The 18,102-nt window shown below is 63.1% G+C and carries 17 protein-coding genes; 8 read left to right on the forward strand and 9 right to left on the reverse strand.

The window, feature by feature from the left end; translation table 11 throughout:
• Positions 1 to 36: 36 nt before the first annotated feature.
• The 3 genes from AB5Z09_RS18185 to AB5Z09_RS18195 all read right to left on the reverse strand — a co-directional run bounded on the left by AB5Z09_RS18185 (position 37) and on the right by AB5Z09_RS18195 (position 2,366).
• Positions 37 to 663 carry a glutathione S-transferase family protein gene (locus AB5Z09_RS18185; protein ID WP_368195929.1) on the reverse strand — a complete coding sequence of 209 codons (627 nt, stop codon included), beginning with the start codon at positions 661 to 663 and terminating at the stop codon, positions 37 to 39.
• A gap of 107 nt (positions 664 to 770) precedes the next feature.
• Positions 771 to 2,039, reverse strand: a complete 1,269-nt coding sequence (locus AB5Z09_RS18190; RefSeq protein WP_368195930.1) for an O-acetylhomoserine aminocarboxypropyltransferase/cysteine synthase family protein — start codon at positions 2,037 to 2,039, stop codon at positions 771 to 773.
• 150 nt (positions 2,040 to 2,189) lie between these two features.
• Positions 2,190 to 2,366: a hypothetical protein gene (locus AB5Z09_RS18195; protein WP_005336463.1), complete on the reverse strand. Its 177-nt coding sequence runs from the start codon at positions 2,364 to 2,366 to the stop codon at positions 2,190 to 2,192.
• A 100-nt stretch (positions 2,367 to 2,466) separates the two neighbouring features.
• Between AB5Z09_RS18195 and sgrR the strand changes: the two genes are divergently transcribed.
• The 4 genes from sgrR to AB5Z09_RS18215 all read left to right on the forward strand — a co-directional run bounded on the left by sgrR (position 2,467) and on the right by AB5Z09_RS18215 (position 7,899).
• Positions 2,467 to 4,170, forward strand: a complete 1,704-nt coding sequence (gene sgrR, locus AB5Z09_RS18200; RefSeq protein ID WP_368195931.1) for an HTH-type transcriptional regulator SgrR — start codon at positions 2,467 to 2,469, stop codon at positions 4,168 to 4,170.
• Between the two features lie 145 nt (positions 4,171 to 4,315).
• Positions 4,316 to 6,493, forward strand: coding sequence for a catalase/peroxidase HPI (gene katG / locus AB5Z09_RS18205; protein ID WP_368195932.1), 2,178 nt, complete (start codon positions 4,316 to 4,318; stop codon positions 6,491 to 6,493).
• 264 nt (positions 6,494 to 6,757) lie between these two features.
• The gene (locus AB5Z09_RS18210) at positions 6,758 to 7,153 is read left to right on the forward strand and encodes a thioesterase family protein (protein ID WP_005336457.1); all 396 of its coding nucleotides are present in this window, start codon (positions 6,758 to 6,760) and stop codon (positions 7,151 to 7,153) included.
• A gap of 44 nt (positions 7,154 to 7,197) precedes the next feature.
• Positions 7,198 to 7,899 carry a hypothetical protein gene (locus tag AB5Z09_RS18215; RefSeq protein WP_201986432.1) on the forward strand — a complete coding sequence of 234 codons (702 nt, stop codon included), beginning with the start codon at positions 7,198 to 7,200 and terminating at the stop codon, positions 7,897 to 7,899.
• Positions 7,900 to 7,935: 36 nt separating this feature from the next.
• Here AB5Z09_RS18215 and AB5Z09_RS18220 read toward each other — a convergent pair whose 3' ends face one another.
• The 3 genes from AB5Z09_RS18220 to tyrS form a co-directional block, all read right to left on the reverse strand.
• A complete protein-coding gene (locus tag AB5Z09_RS18220) occupies positions 7,936 to 8,685 on the reverse strand; it encodes a lipase secretion chaperone (RefSeq protein ID WP_368195933.1) in 750 nt (249 codons plus the stop codon).
• The gene (locus tag AB5Z09_RS18225) at positions 8,682 to 9,593 is read right to left on the reverse strand and encodes a triacylglycerol lipase (RefSeq protein ID WP_136501650.1); all 912 of its coding nucleotides are present in this window, start codon (positions 9,591 to 9,593) and stop codon (positions 8,682 to 8,684) included. The genes AB5Z09_RS18220 and AB5Z09_RS18225 overlap by 4 nt, the downstream gene beginning before the upstream one ends.
• Before the next feature lie 167 nt (positions 9,594 to 9,760).
• Entirely contained in the window at positions 9,761 to 11,026 is a 1,266-nt protein-coding gene (gene tyrS / locus AB5Z09_RS18230) for a tyrosine--tRNA ligase (protein ID WP_368195934.1), read from the reverse strand.
• Between the two features lie 145 nt (positions 11,027 to 11,171).
• Here tyrS and AB5Z09_RS18235 point away from each other — a divergent pair, with 145 nt between their 5' ends.
• The gene (locus tag AB5Z09_RS18235) at positions 11,172 to 12,020 is read left to right on the forward strand and encodes a response regulator transcription factor (RefSeq protein ID WP_368195935.1); all 849 of its coding nucleotides are present in this window, start codon (positions 11,172 to 11,174) and stop codon (positions 12,018 to 12,020) included.
• Positions 12,021 to 12,032: 12 nt separating this feature from the next.
• On the opposite strand, the gene AB5Z09_RS18240 is transcribed toward AB5Z09_RS18235, so the two are convergent.
• Together AB5Z09_RS18240 and AB5Z09_RS18245 are read right to left on the reverse strand one after the other, a co-directional pair.
• Positions 12,033 to 12,809 (reverse strand): substrate-binding periplasmic protein, encoded by a 777-nt coding sequence (locus AB5Z09_RS18240; RefSeq protein ID WP_368195936.1) that lies wholly within the window; start codon positions 12,807 to 12,809, stop codon positions 12,033 to 12,035.
• A gap of 109 nt (positions 12,810 to 12,918) precedes the next feature.
• The gene (locus tag AB5Z09_RS18245) at positions 12,919 to 14,220 is read right to left on the reverse strand and encodes a hypothetical protein (RefSeq protein ID WP_368195937.1); all 1,302 of its coding nucleotides are present in this window, start codon (positions 14,218 to 14,220) and stop codon (positions 12,919 to 12,921) included.
• A 222-nt stretch (positions 14,221 to 14,442) separates the two neighbouring features.
• Between AB5Z09_RS18245 and AB5Z09_RS18250 the strand changes: the two genes are divergently transcribed.
• A complete protein-coding gene (locus AB5Z09_RS18250) occupies positions 14,443 to 14,760 on the forward strand; it encodes a DUF1496 domain-containing protein (protein WP_129503113.1) in 318 nt (105 codons plus the stop codon).
• Positions 14,761 to 15,069: 309 nt separating this feature from the next.
• Here the strand turns inward: AB5Z09_RS18250 and AB5Z09_RS18255 are convergent, their stop codons facing one another.
• Positions 15,070 to 16,518, reverse strand: a complete 1,449-nt coding sequence (locus tag AB5Z09_RS18255) for a catalase (RefSeq protein ID WP_368195938.1) — start codon at positions 16,516 to 16,518, stop codon at positions 15,070 to 15,072.
• Between the two features lie 161 nt (positions 16,519 to 16,679).
• On the opposite strand from AB5Z09_RS18255, the gene AB5Z09_RS18260 reads away from it, so the two are divergent.
• Positions 16,680 to 17,177 carry a GNAT family N-acetyltransferase gene (locus tag AB5Z09_RS18260; protein ID WP_167573304.1) on the forward strand — a complete coding sequence of 166 codons (498 nt, stop codon included), beginning with the start codon at positions 16,680 to 16,682 and terminating at the stop codon, positions 17,175 to 17,177.
• Positions 17,178 to 17,181: 4 nt separating this feature from the next.
• Positions 17,182 to 18,036, forward strand: a complete 855-nt coding sequence (locus tag AB5Z09_RS18265) for a GyrI-like domain-containing protein (protein WP_368195948.1) — start codon at positions 17,182 to 17,184, stop codon at positions 18,034 to 18,036.
• Positions 18,037 to 18,102 lie beyond the last annotated feature (66 nt).

Genomic DNA, 18,102 nt, shown 5'->3' on the forward strand with positions numbered 1-18,102 from the left:
CGACAGTCGGGGCGTTTTGCATGATGGCGATTCGGATCAGGGGCGCTGATCCAGCTCGCGCTCCAGCTCCATGGCCTTCTGACGGGCCGGATGGGTATTGAGGCGCTGCCAGTAGGCTTGCAGGTGCGGGAAGTGGGCCAGCTGACCATTTTGCGCCAGCAGATCCACCAGGAAGGAGTTCATGATGTCGGCGCCGGAGAGGCGATCCCCCACCAGATAGTGGCGATTCGCCAGTACCTCGTTGAGGTAGCCCAGCACCTTGGCACACTCCGCCTTGGCGTAGTCCGGCAGGAAGCGCATCGGGCTGCCATCCTTGCGCACGAACATGTCGAGCAGCAGCGGCAGGATGCCGGAGCTCTCGGCAAAGTGAAGCCACTGCAGATATTCGGGATACTCCGGGCTATCTGGTGCCGGTGCCAGCCGATCGGCAGCATAGCGGGCAATCAGGTACTCGGTGATGGCGCCCGATTCCGCCAGCACCCGGCCGTCGAACTCGATGACCGGCGACTTGCCGAGGGGATGAATGGCCTTGAGCTCGGGCGGTGCCAGAAAGGTGGCGGCATCGCGCTGATACGCCTTGATCTCATAGGGCTGGCCCAGCTCTTCGAGCAGCCAGATAATGCGTTGGGAGCGGGATTTGTTCAGGTGGTGCAGGACTATCATAACGACCTCGATTCGGTGGCAGGAAAGTGTGTACGAACGGGCGAGGGGGGCGGTTCACCGATGGCTAAAAAAGAGCGGGCTTGATGCCCGCTCCCTCGTTGACTGACTCAGGCCTCCAGCGCCTGATCCAGATCCGCCAGAATGTCCTCGATCGCCTCGATCCCCACCGACAGCCGGATCATCTCGGGTTTCACGCCGGCTTTGGCCTGCTCCTCCTCGCTCAACTGGCGATGGGTGGTGGAGGCCGGGTGGCAGGCCAGCGACTTGGCGTCGCCGATGTTGACCAGTCGCTTGAAGATCTTCAGCGCATCGTAGAAACGCACGCCCGCCTCGTAACCATCCTTCAGGCCGAACGAGAGGATGGCCGAGGGGCGACCGGCCATGTACTTCTCTGCCAGCAGATAGTGAGGGTGACCCGGCAGACCGGCATAGCTGACCCAGGCCACCTTGGGGTGGTGCTTGAGGTGGTGGGCGACCCGCAGGGCGTTATCCACGTGGCGCTCCATGCGCAGGCTCAGGGTCTCCAGCCCCTGCAACAGCAGGAAGGCGTTCATCGGCGCCAGCGCCGCGCCGGTATTGCGCAGCGGTACGGTACGCACCCGACCGATAAAGGCGGCCGGGCCAAAGGCCTCGGTGTAGACCACCCCGTGATAGGAGGGCTCGGGTTTGGTCAGCTGGGGGAAGCGCTCGGCGTGATCCGCCCAGGGAAACTTGCCTGAGTCGACCACCACGCCGCCCAGCGAGTTACCGTGGCCGCCGACATATTTGGTCAGGCTGTGGACCACGATGTCGGCGCCGTGTTCGATGGGCTTGCAGAGCACCGGGGTGGCGACCGTGTTGTCGACGATAAGCGGCACGCCGCGGGCGTGGGCTGCCTTGGCCAGCGCGGCCACATCGACGATGTTGCCCGCCGGGTTGCCGATGCTCTCGCAGTAGACCGCCTTGGTCTTGTCATCGATAAGGGCGGCGATGGCTTCGGCGCTGTCATCCCTGGCGAAGCGCACCTCGACCCCGAAACTCGGCAGCATGTGGGCGAACAGGGTGTAGGTGCCGCCATAGAGCTGGGGCGTGGAGACAATGTTGTCACCGGCGGCGGTCAGCGCCTGAATGGCGTAGGTGATGGCGGCGGAACCTGCCGAGACCACCAGCGCGGCAATCCCCCCTTCCAGCGCGGCCATCCGCTGCTCCAGCACATCGTTGGTGGGGTTCATGATGCGGGTGTAGATGTTGCCCGGCACCGCCAGATTGAACAGATCCGCCCCGTGCTGGGCGCTCTCGAACTCGTAGGCCACCGTCTGGTAGATGGGCACGGCGACCGCTTTGGTGGTGGGGTCGTTGGAAAAGCCGTGGTGCAGGGCCAGGGTCGCATCTTTCATCACACACTCCTTGTTGGATGTTGCTTGTCGCAGTTATAGATGGATAGACGTCCAATCTATCAGGCCTATGGCCGATGTAAACAGCAAGATCCGGCAAAGCAATTGCTCCCGCAGGGGATGCCCGTCCCGAGTGGCTGGCACGGCTCGCACTCAGAGGCGACGGCGATACTCCTTGTCATCGATCTGGTTCATATCCCACTGCATCAGGCGGTTGAGCTGCTGCATGGGATCTTCGATAAGTGGCAGCGGGCGCGGCAGGATCCGCTTGAAGTAACGGCGCAAGGTCTGCTGGATCCGGTTCGGTTTGAGGGGGTTGGCGTGGCTCATGATGGTGCTCCTCTGCTGTGGTTCTCACGTTCATCAGTAGTATTGAGCTAAAATGCGGAAGTAAAAACTGATGACTTACAGCAACAGGATTTCCTCTTTTATGCCAACCGGTCGCCTCTACCAGCAATTTCAACGACTCGCCCAGCTGCTTGGCAGCGACGAACGGGAGATCAGCCTCGCCGAGGTGGCGGATCTGCTCTGCTGCACCCCGCGCAACGCCCGCCTGCTGCTGCGGCGGATGCAGGATCAGGGCTGGCTCAGCTGGTCGGCTGAAGCGGGGCGGGGGCGGCGCTCCCGACTCACCCTGCTCGATAGTCAGGAGAGCCTGACCCGGCGCCGCTTGAGGGATCTGCTCAGTCAGGGCCAGTTGGCGCAGGCGGTGCGGCTGGCCGAAGATCGCCTCGATCTGCTCACTCCGCTGTTGATCGAACAGCTCGGTCAGGCCACCCGCGAGGGGCGCCAGATCCTGCGGGTGCCCTACTACCGGCCGTTGCCGCAGTTGCTGCCCACCGGCCCGATGCGCCGCTCCGAAATTCACCTGAGCCGCCAGATCTTCAACGGCCTCACCCGGCGAAATGAGGAAAATGGGGAAATCGAAGGGGATCTCGCCCACCACTGGGAGTGTCTGGGCCCCTGTCACTGGCGCTTCTACCTGCGCCCGGCGGTGCGCTTTCACCACGGCCGCGAGCTGGTGGTGGAAGATGTGATGGAGAGCCTGCTGGCCCTGCGGGATCGCCCGCTGTTCGCCCATCTGAAACGGCTGGAGAGCCCCTGGCCGCGCACGCTGGATCTCTATCTCGACAGCCCGGATCCCTGGCTGCCCCACCTGCTGGCCGAACCGGTTGCGACCATTTTGCCGCGGGAGCTCAAGGGGGAGGCGGGCTTTGCCCTGCAACCTGTGGGCACCGGCCCTTACCGGGTCGCCACCAACGATCCCCTGCATCTTTGCCTTGTGGCGTTTGACGACTACTTCGGCCTGCGCGCCCTGCTCGACGAGATCGACATCTGGATGTTGCCGGAGCTTGCTGAGCGGCTGGAGACCCACCTGCAGCTGGGGCGCGACAGCCCTGAGCTCGGTACCATGCGCGGCGAATCGGAGCTGGAGTCGGGCTGCTACTTCCTGCTGCAGGACGATCGTTCCGGATCCTTGCAGGATCCCGCCCTGCGCCAGTGGCTCGGCCAGTTGCTCAATCCGGTGGCCCTGATGGGGCGGGTCGCCCCCGAGTTGCAACGGGGCTGGACCAGCGCCCTCGGCCTGCTGCCCCACTGGCGCGAAGCACTGCCCGCGCCCTTGCCCAGACCGGCGCAGTTGCCGACGACATTGGTGCTTGCCTGCTTTAACCAGCATCTGGAGTTCAACGAGTGTGCCAACGCCATGAGCAGCCTGCTGGCCGAACAGGGGATCCGGCTGGAGGTGCGCACCCTCGATTACGGCCGCTGGGTGAGCGGCGAGGATGAGGATGTGGATCTCTGGCTCGGCACCCTCAACCTCGAACATGCCGGCCCCTTTGCCCCCTACGCCTGGTTGCAGGGCACCCCGTTGCTGCGCAAGGTGTGGAGCAGTCAGCATGAGTTGTGGCAAGGGTTGATGCAGTGGCGGGCCAGCGGTGAGGAGCCCGGCCCCCGCGCCCTGCTGGCAACGGTGCAGCAGCAGAGCTGGTTTGTGCCGCTGTTTCACCACTGGCTGGAGCTGGAGAGCCGGGTCGGCGTGCACGGGGTGCGGATGACGGCGCTCGGCTGGTTCGATTTTCGCAGCGCCTGGCTGCGGCCCGAGCCGCCCCATCAGCCCGCAGAGGCGCCATAGTTCATCCAATTTCTGTCGCGGCCGATGGGCGCTCCGCGGCCGCTTGCGTGAAAGATCCGTAAATCGGCCGCTGCTGCACAGTTTGTGTCACGCCTCTGTGCCATGCTGTTTCAGGTTATGGACAGCAGAGCAAATGAGGAAAACGATGAGCAACAATTCAGACAGTTCCGCAGGAAAATGCCCGGTCATGCACGGGGGAACCACCTCCGTCGAGACGTCCAGAATGGAGTGGTGGCCGAAGAGCCTCAACCTCGACATTCTTCACCAACACGATACCAAGACCAATCCGCTGGGGGCCGGCTTCAACTATCGGCAAGCCTTGAAGGGGCTCGATATGGCGGCCCTCAAGCAGGATGTGACCGCCCTGATGACCGACAGTCAGGAGTGGTGGCCCGCCGACTGGGGCCACTACGGCGGCCTGATGATCCGCATGGCCTGGCACTCGGCCGGGACTTACCGCATCGCCGATGGTCGTGGCGGTGGCGGCAGTGGCAACCAGCGTTTTGCCCCTCTCAACTCCTGGCCGGATAACGCCAACCTCGACAAGGCCCGCCGCCTGTTGTGGCCCATCAAGAAGAAGTACGGCAACAAGATCAGCTGGGCCGATTTGATCATTCTGGCGGGCACTGTGGCCTATGAGTCCATGGGGCTCAAGACCTTCGGCTTCGCCTTTGGCCGCGAGGATATCTGGCACCCGGAGAAGGATATCTACTGGGGGTCGGAGAAAGAGTGGCTGGCGCCCAGCGGCAAGCCGGGCGGTCGTTACTCCGGCGAGCGGGATCTGGAAAACCCGCTGGCGGCGGTGATGATGGGGCTTATCTACGTCAACCCGGAAGGGGTGGATGGCAAGCCCGATCCCTTGAAAACCGCGCAGGATATGCGAGTCACCTTCGCCCGCATGGCGATGGATGATGAAGAGACGGTAGCGCTGACCGCCGGTGGCCACACTGTCGGCAAGGCTCACGGCAACGGCGATGCCAAGCAGCTCGGGCCCGAGCCGGAAGGGGCCAGCCTCGAGGAGCAGGGGCTCGGCTGGATTAACCACCACAGCCGCGGCATCGGCCGTAACACAGTGACCAGCGGCATCGAGGGGGCCTGGACCACCCACCCGACCCAATGGGACAACGGCTACTTCGAGCTGCTGTTCAAGTACGACTGGTGGTTGCAAAAATCACCGGCGGGGGCCCATCAGTGGGAACCGATCAATATCGCCGAAGAGGATATGCCGGTGGATGTGGAGGATCCGTCGATCCGCTGCAAACCCATGATGACGGATGCCGATATGGCGCTCAAATTCGATCCCGAGTATCGCAAGATTGCCGAGCGCTTCCGCGATGACCCGGCGGCCTTCTCCGACGCCTTTGCCCGCGCCTGGTTCAAGCTGACCCACAGGGATATGGGGCCGAAGAGCCGCTATGTTGGCCCCTATGTGCCGACAGAAGATCTGATCTGGCAGGATCCGGTGCCTGCCGGACGTGCCGATTATGACGTGGCGGCGGTCAAGGCCAGGATCGCCGCCAGCGGCCTCTCCATCAGCGAGCGGGTCACTACCGCTTGGGATAGTGCCCGTACCTTCCGTGGCTCCGACAAGCGGGGCGGAGCCAACGGTGCCCGCATCCGGCTGGCGCCGCAGAAGGATTGGCCGGGCAACGAACCGGCGAAGTTGGCGAAGGTGCTGGCGGTCTATGACAAGCTGGCGGCCGAGTGTGGCGTCAGCGTCGCGGATCTCATCGTGCTGGGGGGCAACCTCGCCATCGAGCAGGCTGCGCAGGCCGCCGGAGTGACGGTGAGTGTGCCGTTTGCGCCGGGCCGGGGGGATGCCACTCAGGCTCAGACCGATGTGGCCTCGTTCGAGGTGCTGGAGCCGTTGGCCGATGGCTTCCGCAACTGGCTGAAGCAGGACTATGTCGTGACGGCGGAGGAGCTGCTGCTGGATCGCGCCCAGCTGATGGGGCTCACCGTCTGCGAGATGACGGCGCTGGTCGGCGGGATGCGGGTGCTCGGCACCAACCACGGCGGAACCGGGCACGGGGTCTTTACCGATCGGGTTGGGGTGCTCAGCAACGACTTCTTCGTCAACTTGACTGACATGGGCTACCAGTGGTTGCCGAAAGCGAGCAATCTCTACGAGATCCGCGATCGCCGCAGCGGCGCGCTGAAGTGGACGGCCACCCGGGTGGATCTGGTGTTCGGCTCCAACTCGGTGCTGCGCGCTTATGCCGAGGTCTATGCCCAGGATGACAACAAGGAGAAGTTTGTCTGTGACTTCATCACCGCCTGGAACAAGGTGATGAATGCGGATCGCTTCGATCTGTTGGGCTAGTCCCCAAGCCGTTTGGTTATCTGCACCAGCCCCGCACAGCCAAGATGTGCGGGGCTTTTTACTGCCCGCTTTTCTGTGTAGCCCTACAATCCACCGCGCTGCGACACCCGCTGGCCGGTCGCGCAGGGCCGCTGGCATCCCTGTGCTTGGGCCAGCAGTATCATGTAACATGCTGATCCGCTGGTGATGCCCGGCGGCCACCCATTGGCCACTGATGTCCCATGAACGGACAAGGACAGACACAAAGAGACAAGGAGTCAACCCATGCTGGAAATGCAGATCCAACCCCGCTTTCAGGAGACGGATGCCCTCGGCCATATCAACAATACGGTGCCGGCGGTCTGGTTCGAATCGGCGCGGGATCCCCTGTTCCGGATCTTCTCCCCCGATCTGGATGTGCATAACTGGCATCTGATCATCGCGGGCTATACGGTGCAGTTCAAACGGGAGCTGTTCTACGGCCAGCCGGTCACCATCAAGACTGGCGTGCGCCGCATCGGCACCAGTTCCTTTACGGTCTGGCAGGAGGCCTGGCAGGGCGGCGAACTGGCCGTCACCGCCGAAACGACCCTGATCCATTTTGACTACCGGGCCCGCCAATCCCTGCCCCTGAGCGATGCTCACCGGGAAGGGCTGCGGGCCTGGCTGACAGAGAGTTAACCACGGGCCGGATGGCCCATCACAGGAGTGTTATGTACAACTCAATGCGCAACACAGCGATCGCGCTGACCCTGGGATTCTGCTCCCTCCCTTCTCTGGCCGCTTCTCTCGCCGAGCAGTTTACCCTGATGGAGAAGGGGGCCGAGAGCGCCCTCGATACCCGTCAATTCAGCCATGACGGCGTCGATATCAAGGCCTGGATCGATGGCGCCCCCGTCATCATCGCCGTGCCCATCATGAACGAGCTGGGCAAGCTGGAAGGGGAGAGCCGCTACTACTTCAAGGGCGGCAAGCTGTTCGGGGTCAAAGAGCCCGCCGCCCAGTTCGCCTTTGACGACAGCGGCAAGCTGACCCAATGGCTGGACGAGAAGGGGCTGCCCGCCGAGTTCGTCAGCAAGATGAGCATGCAGCAGCGTCAGGAGTGGCTCACCAAGCGGGCCGCCGAGCTGAGCAAGCTGTTTGTGGTGAGCGCGGCCGAACAGAAGGCGGCCAAGGGGGGCGTCAAGCTGAAGGGGGCGGATCTCGCTCACTGGCTCTGCAACGGCAAACTGATGGATCTCGCCCACGGCGACAAGGTGATCTTCGAGCAGGATAAGCTGAAGATTGGCGAGCAGGGGATCGAAGGGGAGGTCTCCCTGCGTCAGGATAAGGGGTGGCAGGAGCTGAGCCTCAAGTGCGAGGTGCAGGGCACCCAAGTGACCCGCCTCACCTGGCAGCCGTTGCCGGGTGCCAACAAGCCGCAATAAGCGCAGTAGCAAGGGGGCCCATCGCGGGCCCCCTTCTCATTCGGTGTGTGGCTCCCCCAGTTTGAGCCGGGTGAGCGCCTCGACCCGGCGCCACTGTCCGGGCTCGAACCAGCGGGCCAGCAGCTCCTGCTGCTGTTCGGCCCGGGCCTCGTTCGGCAGTTGCCTGAGCTCGGCCAGAAAGCCGCTGAGCTGCTCCTCGAACCCTTGCCGGTTCTGCTCCAGCTGGCGCATCCGATCCACCGTTTCCGGCCCCCCCGTCTCCAGCAGCAGAGCCTCCCGTTTGGCCGGGTCCATCTGCGCCAGCTCTTGCAATTCCTCAAGCAGGCGGCTGTTGGCCTCCGCCTCGCGAAACCAGTCCGGTTGCTCCGCCAGCCAGAGGTCCAGCTCGCTGGCCAGCTGTGACTTGTCGCTGTCTCTTGCCTCCGCCAGCGCCCTGCGGCGCAGGGTCAGCTGCTCCATCAGTCGATCCTCGGTAAACAGCTGGGTCTGCTCCGCCGGGGTAAAGCTCTGCTGGCGCAGCTGCTCCCGCTCGTCAAACAGGATCTGCAAGCTGGCGAGGGAGATCTCGGTGGGCACCGTCAGGCTGCTTTGGGCGGAGACAAAGGTGCGATAGCGCGCCTGCAGGGCATCGGCGGCCTCCTGCTCGGGATCGTGCGGGTGGCTCTGTGCATGCTGATTGGTTTGAGCCTGTGATGAGTCTGCCGTCGGTGCTGTGGGCCAGAGCAACACCCCGCCAAGCAGCAGGGTGATGGCGCAGGGCACGACGAGCAGGGTGGCTATCTTCATAGTCCCAGCTCCTTGAGACGGTTGGCATGCTGGCGATAGAGGGTGACCGGATCGGTCTCGAACAGATGGTGGATGCCGAAGGACTGGTTGACTTCGTCCAGATGGTTCATCCGGTAGCCGGTGCCGATCACCTTGCCGAGGTGACTGCTGCAGACCCCGACCAGTCCGTCATTGGGCTCCTTGAAGAAGGCGCCGGTCAGCGCCAGCGCAGGATCCACCGGATCCAGCAGATTGGTCAGGTTGCCGCGCCCGCTCCAGGAGAAGTAGTAGACGCCGTTGCTGGCCTGCATCGGCCCCTCGCCGCAATAGCGGCTGGGCAGCCCCTCCGGATAGCGCTGGTTGAACTGGCTGGCCCCCTTGCTGGTAAGGGCATCGAGGGCTGCGACCGGATCTTGTGGCAGCTGACTCCCGCCCGAGAGCAGCGAAATCATGCCGGAGAGGGCGTGGGCTGCGGCGGCCGCCAGCTTCTCGGCGGCCGAGCCGGGGGCGGCATTGGCCCGCACCAGATCGGCAATCTCTGAGCCGTAGTTGACCCCGCCGACGCTGGTGGCGGAGGCGACCAGCTCGGGGGCGACCGAAGCGACATAGCGGATGGTCGGGCCGCCATGGGAGTGGCCGATCAGGTTGACCTTCTCGGCGCCGGTGGCAGCCAGCAGCAGCTCAACCTGGGCGAGCAGCTGTTCGCCCCGTTGCTCCGAACTGGCGGTGGCCGACACCTGGGCCACGTAGACTTTGGCACCATCCCGGCTCAGGGCCTGGGGAATGCCGTAGAAGTAATCGACCCCGAGCAGCTTGTCGAAACCGAACAGGCCGTGCACCAGCACTATGGGGTAGCGGGTCTGGGTGTATCCGCTGGCGTGTGCCAGCATGGGCAGGGTGCAGAGCAGCACCAGAAGCCATCTCTTCATCATCAGCATCCTTGTTGATTCGTGAGGAACAGATTGTGTGGCGTACTCCATGTTCGCCGGTGCCAGTATGGTGGCTGCTGACGGGAGAGGCTGTGAGGGGGATCGCAACTCGGGATTCAAAAGGGATTCAGGGGCGGGCGGGGAGGCTGAACTCCCCGCCCTGCGGCTTATTGCCACTCCACCAGGTGATACTGCTTCTTGCCCCGGCGCAGCAGCAGGTAGCGACCAAACAGCCGATCAGTGGCGCTCAGCTGATCATCCTGCTTGAGCACACTATTGAGGCTGATGGCGCCCGCCGCCAGCAGTTCGCGGGCGATGCGCTTCGAGTTAGCCAGACCGCAGCTGACCAGCAGGCTGACCAGATCCGTCTCGCCGCTGACGGTGCTACACGGCATGCCATCCTGCGCCAGCTGGGCCAGATCGCTCTCGCCGAGGCGAGCAACATCGCCGCTAAACAGCAGCTCGCTGATGCGCTGCACCGCAGCCAGCGCCGCCTTGCCGTGTACCAGCTCGGTCAGCTCATCGGCCAGCACCTGCTGGGCCTGCTTGCGCCCCTGCCGCTTTGCGTCTTCCGCCTCCAGTGCATCAATCTCGCTCAGCGACATAAAGCTGTAGTAGCGCAGGAAGCGGTAGACATCCTCATCCGCGGTGCCGAGCCAGAACTGGTAGAAGGCGTAAGGGGAGGTGAGCGCCGGATCGAGCCAGACCGCGCCCCCTTCGGTCTTGCCGAACTTGGTGCCGTCTGCCTTGGTGATAAGGGGCAGGGTCATGCCGTGCACCTGCGCCTGATGGAGGCGACGGGTGAGATCCATGCCGCTGGTGATATTGCCCCACTGGTCGTTGCCGCCAATCTGCAGGGTGCAACCGAGCCGCTGGTGCAGCACCGCAAAGTCGTAGGATTGCAGCAGAGCGTAGGAGAACTCGGTGAATGAGATGCCCTGATCCGGGCGAGCCAGCCGCTGACGCACCGACTCCCGCGCCAGCAGGGCATTGACCGAGAAGTGCTTGCCGATATCCCGCAGAAAATCGAGGGCGGACATCTGCCCCATCCAGTCGCCATTGTTGACCAGTTGCGGGGCCGACAGGCCATCATCGGCGGGCAGCAGCGCCCTGATTTGGGCAGACAGGCTGGCGACCCAAGCCTGCACAGTATCGGCACTGTTGAGGCTGCGCTCGGTCGCCTTGAAGCTGGGATCGCCGATAAGACCGGTCGCCCCGCCCACCAGTGCCACCGGGGTGTGCCCAGCCAGCTGGAAGCGGCGCAGCATCAAGAGCGGCACCAGATGACCGATATGCAGGCTGCCGGCGGTGGGATCGAACCCGCAATAGACGGTGCGCGGGGTGGCAAGATGATCGGCCAGGGCCGCCGGGTCGGAATTCTGGGCCACAAGGCCGCGCTCGGTCAGCTCATCGAGCAGGTGGGGGTTGATCATGGGTTCTCCAACAGCAGGGGAAAAGCCGTCATCCTCGCCGTTCTGGCTGGTGGCGGATATGTCCCCTGAGGGACAGTTTTGCCACTCTCGTGCTAGCATTCAGCCATAGCGGGGAATCGCTCCCCGTCACCGGAAACGTGTCACCATGACCCAGCCATTCACCACAGATGCCTTGACCCGCAGCATGACCGAGGTGGTCGATGCCCTGCACAGCAGCGCCTTTGCGGCGGCGCTGGTGCGGCTGATCCAGCAACAGGTGGCGTTTGATTGCGCCCTGCTGCTCGGGGTGGGGCAGCGGCCCGTCTACCTCTACGACAACCTCAACCATCAGCGGGCTCTGCTGTTTGATCGCTACCTCACCAGCCACTTCAGTCAGGATCCCTTTATGCAGGCGCTGGAGCAGGGCTTGCCTGCCGGCGTCTGGACCCTGGCGCAGGTCTCCCAAGGGCGGCTCGATCCCGAATATCGCCACCACTTCTATCAGGCCACCGGCTGGCAGGAGGAGGTGGGGCTGATCCTGCCGGTGCGGGACGGACTGACGCTGATGCTGTTTCTGGGGCGACTCGACAAGCGCAGTACCCTCAGCCGTGACGAGCTGGCGAGGCTGGAGCAGCTGTTCCCGCTGGTGCATTCGCTCTGTCGTCAGCAGTGGCGGCAGAGCCAGCCGCTGTTGGCCCAGAGCACTGCGCTGCCAGACAGCGCCAGCCTCAAGAGTGCGGTGGAGCAGGCTATGTCGAGTGTCGGGGGGGATTTGCTCACCCGGCGCGAGCGGCAGGTGGCGGAGTTGCTGCTGCAGGGGCTGGATACCGAGGCGATTGCCGCGGAGCTCGGGATTGGCAGCGGTACGGTGAAGAATCACCGCAAGCATCTCTACGGCAAGCTGCGGCTCGGCTCGCGGGCCGAGCTGTTCAATCTCTTTCTGAACCACCTCATTACGGCGCCGGTAGAGGCATCCTCCGTCTCATCGACGGGAGATACAACGAGCCCGCCATAGGGCGGGCCGGGGTTACTCGAGGCGCGGGAGGGGGGGATTGGTCTCGGGCAGAATGTTGAGCTGCTGGTAGCGCGCCATCAGTCGCTTGTATTCATCCCCCTGCCTGACCTTGTCCAGCGCCTGTTGCAGGCGGGCAACCTGCTGCTTGTCTGCCCTCAGGTTGAAGGCGAAGCAGTTGTCCTGCTCTTCAATGATCGCGACGGTGACAAAATCCTCGCTGGGAAAACCCAGCTCCTTGGCCTGATGGCGCAGCATCACCTCGTTGCCTGCCACCAGATCGGTGCGTGCCATGATGAGCTGGCGCACCACCTGATCCATGCGCTCTACCGCCATCATATTGCCCGGGCTGATCCCGCGGTTGAGCAGCAACTGCTCCCCGACATCCGCCTGCATCACACCAATCTGCAGCTTGGCGAGATCCGCTTTGCTGGCCACTTTGGGGGCATCCTGCTTGCGGCCGACCAGCGCGACCCTGGAGTGGCTGATGGGGCAGACCCAGAGGAAGTGGGGATCCCGCTCCTTGGTGTGCGCCGTGGTAAAGAGCACGGCCTCTTGCTGCTGGGTCAGCAGATACCAGCCGCGGGCCCAGGGCAGAAAGTGGATGGGGTGCTCCGGCTCCCCCATTTCACGCCACATCAGGCGCAGCAACTCGACCGCTAACCCCACAGGCTGACCATTTTTATCCTGGCCATTGAGCGGCATGTTCTGCTCCGAATAGTAGATAAGTGCCGGAGCAGGGAGCGCGATAAACAGGGCGAGAGAAGCGAGAGCAGGGAGCAGACGACGCATGATGCACTCCTTGTGCGGGTAGTTACCTAACAGTCTATGTGGCCTTTTCCATAACGTCATGATCCGGTAGCGGGATAAAAAACAGGCCACCTTGCGGTGGCCTGTCGGTTTATTTGAGCAGGGCTTCCATCTCCGCCTCTGCCTTGGCGCGAGCCTTGGCCTCCGCCGCTCTGGCGGCATCGGCGACGCTCTCTCCGGCCGTATGGGATGCGGCACTGACGGCCTGCCGGGCTGGTTCTGCAACGGCCTTGGTTGCCTCTTGCGTCGCGGTTGCTGCGGCGCTGCTGACGGCTTGCTTGGCCGGAGCGGCAACAGCCTTGGTTGCCTCTTGCGTCACGGTCGCAGCGGCGCTGCTGACAGCCTGTTTGGCAGGAGCGGCAACGGCTTTGGTCGCTTCTTGTGTCACGGTCGCGGCAGCGCTGCTGACGGCTTGCTTGGCAGGAGCGGCAACGGCCTTGGCGGCTTCTTGCGTCGCGGCCGCAGTGGCACTGCTGACAGCCTGTTTGGCAGGAGTGGCAACGGCCTTGGTGGCTTCTTGGGCCGCGGTTGCAGTGGCGCTGCTGACGGCATGCTTGGCCGGAGCAGCAACGGCCTTGGTAGCTTCTTGGGTCGCGGTCGCAGCGGCGCTGCTGACGGCTTGCTTGGCAGGAACGGCAACAGCCTTGGTCGCTTCTTGAGTTGCAGTCGCAGCGGCACTGCTCAGCGCCTGCTTGGCTGGCGCAGTGACAGCGGTGGTTGCACTACGGGTCAGATCGGTCGCGCTTTGGCTCACAGCTTGGGTAGCCTGCCCTGTGGCGTTGGCGGCTGCGCCGCTGATAGCCTGACTTGCGCTGTTGGTCAGCGAGCCGGTGACGCCGCGAGTCACTGTGCCCAGCGCGCTGCCAAGGGAGAAGGGGGAGGTGCCACTCTGACTGGTTGCCGCACCGGTCAGGGCATTGGCCGCCGGGGTGAGCTGGCTGGCGGGGGTCTGCCAGCCCTGCATAGCGGTTGGCCAGGTCGGTGCCGTGCCCGCCAGATTTTCGCCGAAGGTCAGGGTGGTGCCATCCCCTTTTTGCAGCAATACCGACATCTGGTTGGTTTGCGAGTTCCACACCATCCCCGCCTGCTTGGCGATATCCGGCACGGGCGCATACTCGGAGACCACATAGAAAAGCGGCCCCTCCTGCTGTAACTTGTCGGCAGTCTTGAGCAACTGCATGGTGCTGTCGTAGTTGGGGCCAAGGATGGCGGTCATCCGATCCTTGATCAGGGGTTGTTCGAACAGATTGACCTCGTTCGGGTCAAAGCCGACCAGCGGCTTGAGCAGGGCCCACATCAGCTGGCTGGTGGGGCTCATCATCAGCAATGGGGCAACGCAGGCGGACAACATCAGGCTCAGGCAGGCCGCCTGAAGCAACGGCATGATACGCATTGGGATAATATCCAAATAACGATTTGATAAATAAGGTTATATTTTGTCAGGATGTGACAAATTCACCGGAAGTTTGCGCGTGGCAGCGAGAGACTGCCCGCAGGCGCTGGCAGGCTACCATATTGGTTCCACAATGCCAGCAGGCAGTATGATTGTCAGTCAAGTAAACCCCGGGACTGGTCGACTCTTCGAGATTGCCCCTATCGAAACAGGATCCCTCTCATGAAAAATGTACTGCTCTGCCTGCTGGCCTCCCTCTGGCTCGCCCCCGCTCTGGCCGCGTCCAAAACCACTGTGGTGAGCGAGTCTGCCAGTCCCGAGCTGGTGTTGCCGCTGGGCTCATTGCCCGAGCGGGTCTGCTGGTTTGCGGATCAGAAATATTCCGAAGGGGCCCGCATTCTGCAGGGAGATATCTGGCTGGAGTGCGGCCCGCTGAACGACCTCGAGAGCAATGGCGCGCTGGCCTGGCGCTCTCCTGCGGTGGTGTTGCCTGCCACCCGGGGAGCAAAAGATCAGAAGACGATTTCCGTGGGTCAGTGAGGCTTTTCTTGATCCAGCTAAAGACATGGACGTGATCCCTGTCGCATAATGCAGCTCCTTTCTTCTCTTGGCTGGAACCTAAGAAATGGCTCGTCGCTCTTCCAATGCACAACGTCGTCGCAGTAGCTGGTGGTACAAACGCTTGTTGGCAAGGGAGCGGGAAGAGCGCGAAGCGCGTTCCGTCCGGGATTGATACAGCATTGAAAAACGGAGCCTCTGGCTCCGTTTTCTATTTCTCACCGTCAATATCACGATAACGGGGGCCATCAGGCCCCCGTTTTGTTTTTGCAGATGTTGCCTGCTTGCGGCTTAGCGCTGCAAGGCGGCCAGTGCCAGTTCGACCCGTTTGGCATACTCGGGGTCGGCCTGCTCGAAGTGTTTGAGCTGGGCCGCGACGATGGCGTCATCCTCCACATTGATGAGGGAACGGGCCAGGTTGGCGGCGAGCCGCGAGCGCTGCCCCTCGTCCATGATGCGGAACAGGTTGCCCGGCTGGCTGTAGTAGTCGCTGTCGTAGTCACGGAAGTCGTAGTGCAGGGCGGCCCCTTCCAGACTCAGCGCCGGTTCGTGCTGCTCGCTCGGCTGTTGGGTACCGAAACGGTTCGGCTGATAGTTGGGGCTGGCGCCGCCATTGCTGTCCGCCCGCATGGCACCGTCACGATGGGCGCCGTGGTGGAACGGGCAGCGCGGGGCGTTGACCGGCAGCAGACCGTGGTTGACGCCTAGGCGATAGCGCTGGGTGTCACCGTAGGAGAAGAGCCGCCCTTGCAACATGCGATCCGGCGAGAAGCCGATACCGGCCACCACGTTGGCCGGGGTAAAGGCGGCCTGCTCCACATGGGCGAAGTAGTTGTCCGGGTTCTGGTTGAGCTCCAGTACGCCGACCGGGATCAGCGGGTAGTCGCTGTGCGGCCACACCTTGGTGAGGTCGAACGGGTGGATCTTGTAGGTCTGGGCTTCGGCCTCCGGCATCACCTGCACATAGACCTTCCAGCGCGGGAAGTCGCCCCGTTCGATGGCGTTGAACAGATCGGCCTGACTGGTCTCCCGATCCTGCCCGACGGCGGTGGCGGCCTCTTCATCTGTGTAGAAGCTGTGGCCCTGCTCGGTCTTGAAGTGGAACTTGACCCAGAAGCGCTCGTTGGCATCGTTGATAAAGCTGAAGGTGTGGCTGCCGTAGCCGTTCATCTCCCGCAGGCTCTTGGGGATGCCGCGATCGCTGAACAGTATGGTGACCTGATGCAGGGATTCCGGATGGCGTGACCAGAAGTCCCAGGCTGCGGTGGCGCTGCGCAGGTTGGTGCGCGGATCCCGCTTCTGGGTGTGGATGAAGTCAGGGAATTTCAGCGGATCGCGGATGAAAAAGACCGGGGTGTTGTTACCCACCAGATCCCAGTTGCCCTGCTCGGTATAGAACTTGAGGGCGAAGCCGCGCACATCGCGTTCGGCATCGGCGGCGCCCTTCTCACCGGCCACGGTGGAGAAGCGCAGGAAGACCGAGGTCTGCTTGCCGATGGCGCTGAACAGATCGGCCTTGCTGAACTGGCTGATGTCGTGGGTCACGGTAAAGGTGCCGTAGGCGCCCGAGCCCTTAGCGTGAACCACCCGCTCGGGAATACGCTCGCGGTCGAAGTGGGCGAGTTTCTCCATCAACCAGATGTCTTGCATCAGGATGGGGCCGCGCGGGCCGGCGGTGAGGCTGTTGTTGTTGTCGACGACGGGGGCGCCGTTGGCGCTGTGCAGGGTCTTGTCAGTCATGGCTTCTCTCCTTGTTGATATGGGGTCAGCCTACGGATCTGCGCCGTGCTCGGCCAATGGGCCTTTCCTCGTCCTTTGATAGGCAAGACAAATGGGTGTGGGTAGGGGATGTGTAACCGCGCCGGATATTGCATGATGGTGGCTTCGAGAAGGAGCTTCATATGCAGATTACTATCCGTCATGCCGAACCCGCCGATGCCCCCGCCTTGCGGGATCTATACGCCATGCCCAATGCCCAGGCGGGCACTTTGCACCTGCCTATGCCACCCCTTAGCCAGTGGCAGAAGCGGTTGGAGAGCGACAGCGTGGTGGCACTGGTCGCCGACGTTGACGGCCTGCTGGTAGGCCAGCTCTCGCTGCTGGTTGAGCCCAATCCCAGACGCAAGCATGTGGCCGGGATTGGCATGGGTGTGCGGGATGACTGGGCTGGCAAGGGGGTGGGCTCTGCCCTGATGGCTGCGGCGCTGGATCTGGCCGATAACTGGCTCAACCTGCACCGGATTGAGCTGACCGTCTATACCGACAATGAGGCCGCACAGGCGCTTTATCGCAAGTTCGGTTTTACCGAGGAGGGGCGAGCCCGTGACTATGCCTTCCGCCAAGGGCGTTATGTGGATGCGCTCTATATGGCCAGAGTCGCGGGGGGCGCCAGTCGCTAACGGTATGGTCGATTATCAGGCCAGATTGCGCCCGGTGATCCGGGCGCTGGAGCAGAATCCCGAGCTCTGTCTCAGCGAGGCGGCCAGCCTCGCCTCACTCTCCAGCTATCACTTTCATCGGGTTTTTACCGCCATCACCGGTGAAACCCCGGCCGAGATGCAGCGTCGCTTGCGGTTGGAGCGGGCTGCTCGCTCTCTCTGCTACAGTCGCGACCCGATCACCGAGATTGCCTTCTCGGCCGGTTTTGCCAGCTCACAGGCCTTTGCCAAGGCGTTTCGCAAGCAGTTTGCCATGGCGCCGGGGATGTTGCGCCGCCAGCCGTCACTCTTGCAACTGAGCAAGAATGGACACGCGGCTGCCCGGGTCTCTGATTATGCTGAAGGCCGTTCCAGTGAAAGGAGGCTACAGATGAAAACCGAACAGATGGCTGCACGCACTCTGGCCTATATCCGGGTCACCGGCCCTTACGGCGCAGGCTATGAGCCGGTGTGTGACCAGCTCTATCAGTGGGCTGCCGGGTTGGGTTTGGCCGAAGGGGAGTGGATCTTCATCTACCACGACAACCCCGAAGTGACGGCTCCCCAGCAGTGTCGCACCGATATCTGCGTCACCGTGCCGGCGGGTACCAGGGGAAGTGGCAATGTGGAGATCCAGCAGCTGGCGGGTGGCCGCTATGGCCTGTCACGCATGACGGTCACCGATCCGGCCCAGTACCCCGCACTCTGGCAGCAACATATTGGCGAGGTGGTGGCGGCCGGTTGGGAATTTGACGATCGCCCCTGCTTCGAGCTCTATCACAGCTTCGATCCGGTGACCAAGGTGGCCGATGTGAGCTTCTGCTCCAGTCTGAAGGGCTAGCCAAAAACCAGCGGGATCATGCAGCAACGAGAGAGCCGGACAGTGTCCGGCTCTTTTGCATCTGGC

Source organism: Aeromonas sp. R2-2 (genome assembly GCF_040908355.1).
GTDB classification, from domain to species: Bacteria; Pseudomonadota; Gammaproteobacteria; order Enterobacterales; family Aeromonadaceae; genus Aeromonas; species Aeromonas veronii.